This is a genomic window from Bradyrhizobium sp. P2_E8, from assembly GCF_056403875.1.
On the sequence record NZ_JBFUES010000253.1, the window covers coordinates 1 to 8241 of the forward strand.

8 protein-coding genes are annotated in these 8241 nt (G+C 57.2%); 3 read left to right on the forward strand and 5 right to left on the reverse strand.

Going from position 1 to position 8241, the window contains the following annotated elements; all coding sequences use genetic code 11:
- The 4 genes from AC1D00_RS16160 to AC1D00_RS16175 all read right to left on the reverse strand — a co-directional run.
- A partial coding sequence (locus AC1D00_RS16160) for a hypothetical protein (RefSeq protein ID WP_477011365.1) occupies positions 1 to 432 on the reverse strand: 432 nt, incomplete at its 3' end.
- A 120-nt stretch (positions 433 to 552) separates the two neighbouring features.
- Entirely contained in the window at positions 553 to 1698 is a 1146-nt protein-coding gene (locus AC1D00_RS16165; protein WP_477011366.1) for an acyltransferase family protein, read from the reverse strand.
- A gap of 4 nt (positions 1699 to 1702) precedes the next feature.
- A complete protein-coding gene (locus AC1D00_RS16170; protein ID WP_477011367.1) occupies positions 1703 to 2707 on the reverse strand; it encodes a hypothetical protein in 1005 nt (334 codons plus the stop codon).
- 29 nt (positions 2708 to 2736) lie between these two features.
- Entirely contained in the window at positions 2737 to 3966 is a 1230-nt protein-coding gene (locus AC1D00_RS16175) for an O-antigen ligase family protein (protein ID WP_477011368.1), read from the reverse strand.
- Positions 3967 to 4056: 90 nt separating this feature from the next.
- Between AC1D00_RS16175 and AC1D00_RS16180 the strand changes: the two genes are divergently transcribed.
- From AC1D00_RS16180 to AC1D00_RS16190, 3 genes are all read left to right on the forward strand, one after another.
- On the forward strand, positions 4057 to 5724 hold the full coding sequence (locus AC1D00_RS16180) for a GumC domain-containing protein (protein WP_477011369.1): 1668 nt from the start codon (positions 4057 to 4059) through the stop codon (positions 5722 to 5724).
- 71 nt (positions 5725 to 5795) lie between these two features.
- Positions 5796 to 6719 carry a glycosyltransferase family 2 protein gene (locus tag AC1D00_RS16185; protein WP_477011370.1) on the forward strand — a complete coding sequence of 308 codons (924 nt, stop codon included), beginning with the start codon at positions 5796 to 5798 and terminating at the stop codon, positions 6717 to 6719.
- Positions 6720 to 6790: 71 nt separating this feature from the next.
- Complete coding sequence (locus AC1D00_RS16190; protein ID WP_477011371.1) at positions 6791 to 7516, forward strand: FkbM family methyltransferase; 726 nt, start codon at positions 6791 to 6793, stop codon at positions 7514 to 7516.
- A 36-nt stretch (positions 7517 to 7552) separates the two neighbouring features.
- Here the strand turns inward: AC1D00_RS16190 and AC1D00_RS16195 are convergent.
- Positions 7553 to 8241: lipopolysaccharide biosynthesis protein (locus AC1D00_RS16195; protein ID WP_477011372.1), on the reverse strand; the 689-nt coding region annotated here is incomplete at its 5' end.

Genomic DNA, 8241 nt, shown 5'->3' on the forward strand with positions numbered 1-8241 from the left:
CCATTCCTTCGTGCTGCGAAGGCGTACATATGTCTTTCCGTTGGCGACGAGGATCTTGCCGTCCTTGTTCGGTGTGTTCGCCCCGAATTTTGGAAATACCGATGCCATTCCTGTGACGGCAGTGAAGTCGGCGGGAGGTTCGCCGTTCTCGGGCTTGGAGGCGCCGTTGCACCAGGAGGATGTCTTGGGGGCGCCGGCAGGATATGCCTGGCTATACCCAACGCTGTTTTGCGCGATGACGCTCGAAGCGAGACTCACAGAGGTGACGGCGTCCGGTCTCCCGCTCGCCGCATCGGCACTCTCCGTGGAGACGGCCAGAATTCCAATGAGGCCGAGCGACAGGAGCCAACCCGAGGCAGATCGCTCGAGGACGTTACGCGCAATAGCAGCGGGCGGCGAGCAGGACGGGACAAAATGGCAAGTGTCAGACATGGACCGACCCATAACCAGTTAAACGTCTTCTCATATCGTAGGCACCGGGCGCGCGGCCGACTTGACGATCGTCAAGAATGGATCTGCGATTTGGGGCCGATCAGCCGCGTGTTGCTACGGTTAGCCTGTTTGACGTCGTAACCCTTCGTTCTCGGATACAACGACGTCTACGACGCTACGCTTATTCGCTCGCCCGAGACCGTCGATATAGCGCCGAGCCGGCGTTTCAATCACAAAGTAGGAGAAATAGGAGATAGCGAATATGATCAACCAGGAAACTATGCAGAACGGGACCATCAGGCCGAGCGACGCGTGAAAGAGCTTGTCGGCGATTGCATTCATGACAATCAGAATCACTAGGGAATGCCACATATAGATTGAATAGGTGAGTTGGCCTAAGGGAGCTAGGCGCTTCACAAAGGGTGGTGCAGTTCTCTGATCGGCCGCCATCGCGGTGATCGCGACGACATAGACGAGCCCCAGCGAGATGAGATGATGGGTATAGGTGATCATCGAGATCAGCAATAGCGCCATTGACAATAGCAAAGCTCGCCCCGGCGCAGGAATGATCTGAATTTTGTGCCGAAAGCAAAACAGGCAAATACCAATCATGAAGGAAGGAAGCGCCCTGAAGSGCGGCCACACGTCGACCCACGAGCGGTCGACGGAATTGTGAGTGAGATCGACGGCGATCATGGTGACAAGAACAAGGAAGGACGCCGCCAGAAGCCCAAGCCTTGATCTGACCGCTGCCCAGGCGAAAAGCGGAAACATCAGATACATCACCATTTCCGCGCCAATCGACCAAGATACACTGCTGAACGAAATTCCGTTGCCGCAGGTCAACATCGCATTGAGGAGAAGGGCGGTTTCCGCGATGCATGTTGCTTCAAAGGATGGTTGATGATTTCCCGCCTTGCCGAGTGCGACGAATACGGACCAGACAATGATAGAAGCCGCCAGCGTCAGCCAGTGCAGCGGCATGAGGCGACCGACACGTCGTTGGAGAAATGTCCCGTAGTCGGAAACAGTGCCGACTTTTCCCTGGTAGACATGGGCGATCACAAATCCCGAGATTACGAAGAAGAGGTCGACGAACAGGGCGAGACCGCTCGGCAGGGCCGACCGAGTGGCCGCCGGAAAGAAGAACTCAAACGAATGTCGAACAACGATCCCGATGGAGGCGATGAATCGGAGCAGATCCAGATGCAGCATCTCCTCGGACGCGACACGAAGAGCGGGCACTTTCCACGATTTGGCCGTCATGCTGTCACGCTCGGCTTATTCGTTTGCGACTTGGCAGGTTGCTCCAGCGGACTTTGGCCAGTGCTCCGAGGGTCAGGGCGAAAGCCAAAAGACAATCGTCCGACAACGCATGGACTGTTGTGGTTGGATCGGCGGGTATGGTGCGTGAATTGGAGTTGATAGACTGCTGCCAGGTCTCTTCCGCCGGAGAGGATCGCTCGGTTCCGTTCGTGGTGATGTGTTTTTGCTCTCTGGAGGTGGCGGCAGGTTCACCCGGTTCGTTTTGGATGGAATTCTCGCCGCTCCGCGTGGGTGTTGGAGGGCGCGTGGACGGCACCTCTCTCACCAAGTCGCGCAGCGGCGGAGCTGGGCTCGCGCGAAAGCCATCAGCGCTCATGGAATAGAAACCGATCGTCTTCCACTGGGTCGAAAGTTCGATCCAGTTGCTGCCACCGACGCCTGGATTGTTGCTGTGGTCTTCGAGATAGGGCGCTCGCGCGTCGCGCCACCAGTCGGCGCCGACCATGGCCACGAGATGCAGGTTCGGATCGGTAACCCTCATCTCCATCTGGACATAGACGGCATCGACGGCGCCAGCCGGGTAGGTTCCGCGCGCCTTGTACCAAAAATGATTGTTGTAGCCGGCCGGAGGCGCGCCAAAGGCGATCGTCGTGCCGGCCACGGGGGTGGCTTTCATCGGAATGGCAACATTGCCAACGAAGTCCGGGACGAAATGTCCCCCAGTCAACTGCGTTCTTGATTGGTCCTGGACCAACGTCCACTCGCCAGCGTGCTTGATGCGAACATAGGTCTTGGCGTTGGCGACCTCGACGGCCGCGTCCGGATTTGAATACGGCGGTGAACCCACCTTCGGATAGACTTGTCCCCAGCCTTCGACCGCGGTGAAATCCGCGGGCGGCGACCAAAGCCCACCATCATTCCATCCTTGGTACCAATTGTAGCTTGGGGGCACGCCTGCCGGAAAGCCTTCGCTGTTTCCGGGGGTATTCTGTTTGATGAGATCGGACATTGAGAAGTCCATCAACTACACTTCCTTGCTCATGCGCTAGACGGGCTGCGTGCGAGCCATTTCGGCGACGTAAACCGGCCCGCATAGGAGAAGAACAGCGTCATCGACGTGAAATTGTCGATCAGGTTTTCGGATAGGAAGTAGATGAGAAGCACCGTGTACATGGTCTTCGCCGCCCGATCCTTCAGCGAAAATACGATGCTGAAGACGAAGACGATGAAGATTAGGAAATTCAGGAGGCCATGCTCTGCCAATACGCGCAGGTAGTCGTTGTGCGGCGGAAGCGGCAGGACGGTAAGGACGCCGGTCTGACCTGCGCCATATCCGAACAGTATCCCGCCGATTCCGAGCGACGAATAGATCTGCCAGATGTTCGTCCAGTGTGTGACGCGGAAGAACGCAGACATGTCCGTCGTTCCGGTCAAGTCGATCAACTGTTTTGTCGACATTCGAGCGACGGTGCTCGGATCGAGGCTCCAGATCAGCGCGATTGCGTTCAACCCGGTTGTCAGTCGATCCAACGTGCCGACGGCGTAGGCTGCAACGCTGGCGCACGCCAACAAGATGAGCGCGACGAAGACCTGTGGTCGCAAGGGAAAGAAGGACCAGAGGCCGATCGAGACGATGGTTGCCAGGGCGGGGCCAACCCGGTTCATGATGGCAGCGTTTATGAACTGTGCGACCAGCACCTTGTTTCCGAACCAGGGAGACAAGGCAAAGAACAGGGCCGAGAAGTACAGCGCCGCCGTGTTTGTGTTCGGAAAGTAGGAGAACACGTCAGGATATTCGATACCGGTGTAAACTTGAGTGTGGCCGATCACCTTGAACAGGAGCGGCAATGCCGCGAGCACATAGATGCAACGCTTTTCGGGCGGCTGCACCGGCTCGGTCATACCGCGGCCAGCTACGTAGAATGAGTAGATCGAGACCAGCTTCAACCCATCGGAAAGCTCGAAAGCGCCAAAGTTCACCAGGTAGCTCGCGCTTGTGAAGATGCAAGCGAGCGTCAACAGGACATTGTAAAAATAGCTTCTCTCGTTCGCGATCAGCACGTGGCGCGCAGACCACAGGATCAGAAGCAGGCTTGTCGAATTGCTCAGGACGTTGAATACCGTCGAGCCGGTGAGATGATAGAGAAAGGTCAGGCAGTTCAGGAACACGAGGCCAAAGCAGGTCACCACGAAGAAGCGACCCTGCATGGTCGTCGAACCGGAAGCGAGGTGCGGTGTACCCTCTCTTTCCAGAGCTAGATCGTTCACAGCAGGCGTACTCCGCGCTTCTAACCTTTCGGTTCCGCGTCGCCCCTCCGAACGGGAGCGCCCTATCCGGGACCGACCTGTCGGATCAACATGTCGGGAATTGCCAAGTCTGAGTTGACGATCGTCAATACCCGTCCGAACGCTTCGGTGGACCTTAAGCTGTCAGAAGAATTGGAGTCGACAGTGGAACGTGGCACCAGCAGTGTATTAGCCAGCGCGTTCGGTCTGTTATGGCGTCGGCAATGGGTCATATATCTATGCCTATTGCTGACGTCCGGCGCGGCCTTTCTTTACTACGCTGCGGTTGGAGACCGCTACGAAGCATACGTCTTGCTTCGCGCCGGGCAGGGGATCAAGGAACGATCTTCGAGTAACACGGCGGCAACGCCGTTCGGGGAGGGCGTTGACCTCCAAAGCCGAATGGAATCACTGTCGCGCATCGCCAAGATCGATCTGGTCATCCTGGAGGCGGCGAAGAATGTCGGTTACGAGAGACTATCGTCCGACTCAAACCCGACGCTTCTGGCCAGAGTTATGGCCTGGGGAAGGGAGATTGATCTTCGAGACGTGTTCGCCAAAGAGACTGCAGAACCGAAGGCGCAGGCGAAGCCGGTTGACGAGACGGAAGAGGACATCGAGCGCAACCAAGCGGGCATTCTCAGCTTGCGAGACCGCGTGAACGCGAAACAGGAGGGGCGCTCCGATCTATTGAGGATAACATTCCGTCACAGGGATCCGGTGGTCGCCGCGAGCTATCTGAACGAGCTCGCGAACGCGTTGGTCACCGTGCAAAGCCTCGACGTGCAAATGCCAKGTGCACAGGAGTTCTTCCAGCAGCAAACGAAGCGGCTGGAGGAGGATGCCGAGATAGCAGCTGCAGAACTGAAGCGCTTCTCCGTCGAGGCCTCGATCTATGCCGTCGACGACCAGCGGCAGCTGCTTCTCAAGCGTGCCAGTGATCTGTCTGCACTGATCGCCACGACGCGAGGAGCGATTGAGGACAAGAAGGGGCAGAAGCTGTCGGTCGCCGATCAATTAGCCGTATTGCGGCCCGTTGCGCAGAACAAGGCCGTCAGTCGGATGGTAACCACGCTCGGAGGGCAGGATGGCCGTAAGGGTCTTGACCCGGTCGCAAAGCCGCCGGAGCAGTTTGAGGAGCAGCCGCCGTTGCTTCTGATCAAGGTTTACCAGGACAACATGGCAACGCTGATGAAGCTGAATGCCGAACTCAATGGGCAGATGGAGCTCCTGAATCAGCTCGGTACCGAGCTCGAGAAGGTAAACAAGGAGCTGGCGTCGCTTTCCGCAAAGGAAGCAGAATACGGGAGATTGAAACGAGTTCTCACAACCGCGTCGTCGGCCGCCGCACAGTATGCAACTCGTATTCTCGAAGAGCAGATAAGCTCCGAAGTGGCCAAGAAGAGCCAGCTCTCCAGTCTTAGAGTGGTGCAGAAGGCGATAACGCCAAAAGAGCCGATGTTTCCGCAAGCCTCGCAGCTTGTCGCTTTGGCAGTCGCTGGCGGAATTCTGCTTGGCTTAGGTGGCATCTTCGGTCCCGAGCTCGCTAAGAGCACTATGTATCCGGCGTCAAACCCGGTCACCGCCGTTGAGGATCACGATCCGATCAAGAACTTGCTGATGGCCGTTCAAAGAGGGGATGGGGTGAGGGGGCTTCATCCTGTCGGATGGGCCGACTACGAGGAAAACGGCGCCGGGATTGGCGCACGATCACCCAGAATGCCTCCACTGAAGGGGTGAATAGAATAGTGCCATGAGAGTGCCATGTGACGCGTCGGTAGCCGTCGCCGGTACCAAGGGTAATCCTCGACATGAAGATATTCAGCATTTGTTGCGTTCGAGACGAGAACGACATTGTCGGCGAGACGTTGAAAGCGGCTCTCGAATGGAGCGATCGGATCTTCGTTTTTGACAATGGAAGCGTCGATGGAACCTGGGAGACGCTTCAAGAACTCGCGAATTGCTATCCCAAGATCGAGCTTGTTGGCCACGACGATCGGACGTTCGCCGATGAGCTCCGTGGGGAAATATTTGAAACGCGACGGCACGTAGCGTCGCCGGGGGACTGGTGGTGCAGGCTCGATTCTGACGAGTTCTTTATCGATGATCCGGCGCAGTTCCTTGGGAACGTGCCCCGAAGCTATGGCTTCGTTCTTTCGGCGACAATGAATTTCTATTTCACGGACGCCGATTTGAAGAACTACGAAGAGAACCCGGCTGAATGGCTCTCCCGCCCCGTGCAAGAGCGGCTCAGGTACTATCAGAACAACTGGAGCGAACCGCGATTCGTTCGCCATCAAGGCGATCTCCGTTGGGGCGGACTGATCTGGCCACATAATCGCGGACGGACATCTCCGTCGCGGATACGTTTGAAGCATTTCCCATATCGCTCGCCGACGCAGATATCCAAGCGACTGGCGATACGTCAACAGCAGCCGGGGCTGTTTAAGCACGAGGCGAACCGAGCGCTTGCGAAGGGCTTGCAGCCTGACTGGACGGAAAAAGGTCCAATGCCCCTGCATGAGCTGGCCTCCTGGCGAGATCGCGTGAGGGAGGCCGCTGAATGTGACGTTGATCGGGGCGATGGAATGTTCTTCACGCGCGATGATCTGATGCCGCCACTTCCATCGCCGGCCTTGGACCTGGTGAAGGTCGGCCTGCGGCGGACCCGAGTAGGGAGAGCAATCGTGTCACCGCTCCTGAGATGGCGTCGAAGCCAATTCGGCAGGCGGTGAGCCGTCTGTCCCACCCGCGCGCGATATAACCGGGAAAACCGAGCTGGACTGAAACTGACAGGAGCATAGACATGGTGGTGAAAGACCGACTGAAATCGTTCGTGAGGTCAGCAGGATACGAAATTCGCCGTCATCATCCGAATCTGGCGGAGTTCCTCCGATCCCGTTCCGTAAACCTTGTTCTGGACGTCGGAGCGAACGAGGGCCAGTTCGTACACGATCTCAAATCGGAAGGTTATACGGGGAGGATCGTCTCCTTTGAGCCTGTGGTTGATGTGTTCAAGAGACTAGAGAAGAGGTGCGAGGCCGATCAGAAATGGGAGTGCCGAAATTTGGCGCTGGGCGATGTCAACGGCATCATCCAGATCAATGTGAGCAAGAACACGGCCATGAGCTCGATCGTCAACCAGACAGAGATCGGTCGGAGCAGCATCTACGAATCCCAAGTGGTTCGCATCGACAAGGTCCAGATCGCCACGCTCGATTCGATATTTGAGGAGTTCGTCGGCGAGCGTGTTTTCCTGAAGGTTGATACGCAGGGATTTGAGCAGAGCGTCCTGCGTGGAGGTGCAAACTCGCTTCATCGCCTGCTTGGCGTTCAACTCGAATTGCCTTTGATCCATCTTTATGAGGATACCTGGAAGTTCGATGAGGCACTCCGCTTCATGCGAGAGGCGGGCTTTACGCTGAGCCAGTTACGCCCGGTGACCTACTACTCCCGGGATTCCGCGTCGCTTCTCGAGGTAGATTGTGTATTCAGGCGGACGCATTACGTTGATGGTCTCAGCCGCGACTAATTGCCGAACATTCCTGAGATCGCTCTGAATCTGCCATTAGGCACCCACTCGGCGAGAATAGGCGTTCGAGATCGGGAAGCCGAACAGCAGCCAGTAGCGCCAAAGTGCCATGATGAGTGACGTCAACAGGATTGCCGCACCGGCGCCATGGAGTCCGGCAAACGGCAACAGCGCCAATTGTGCTATCACCAGAACGCCTACCGAGGTCAGGTTCGTGACCGTCGTCAGACGGTCAAGATGCGCTGTAAACAGGACCAAGGCGCCGAAATCGGCCATATAACGAACGGCCAGTCCAGCGACGATCAGCCAGAATGCCGACCACTGGGCGACGAGCGCGGGCTGAGCGATCCATGGCAGAAGGACCTGAAAAGTAAATCCGACCGCCGTGCTGAGCGCAACATTCGCGAGTGCGGTTCTCTGCAGGAAGCGCCAGGCCAGCTGACGGTGCGCCGAGGGGCCGCTAGTCCGATATGCGCTGATTAGCGATGGGCGCTGCTTTTGTTGAAGAACCAGAGACAGGAAGGTGGTTGCGGAACTTCCGACCGTCCAGAAAAGGAAGTAGACGCCGGCGACTTTCAGACCCAGGAACAGTGTGATCAGGTAGCGGTCGATGTACTGGCTCGTAATAAAGCCTAGGTCGCTCAACAGCATGAGGAAGGACTTCCGGATCGCGTCGGTGATCACTGAAAGTCGGAACGGCCGGGAGAAGGATGCCGGCCATGGCC

Excerpts from the sequence above, each read along its gene's own strand:
- AC1D00_RS16170 (WP_477011367.1), bottom strand. The coding sequence starts at position 2,707 with ATGTCCGATCTCATCAAACAGAATACCCCCGGAAACAGCGAAGGCTTT.
- AC1D00_RS16185 (WP_477011370.1), top strand. The coding sequence starts at position 5,796 with ATGAAGATATTCAGCATTTGTTGCGTTCGAGACGAGAACGACATTGTC.
- AC1D00_RS16190 (WP_477011371.1), top strand. The coding sequence starts at position 6,791 with ATGGTGGTGAAAGACCGACTGAAATCGTTCGTGAGGTCAGCAGGATAC.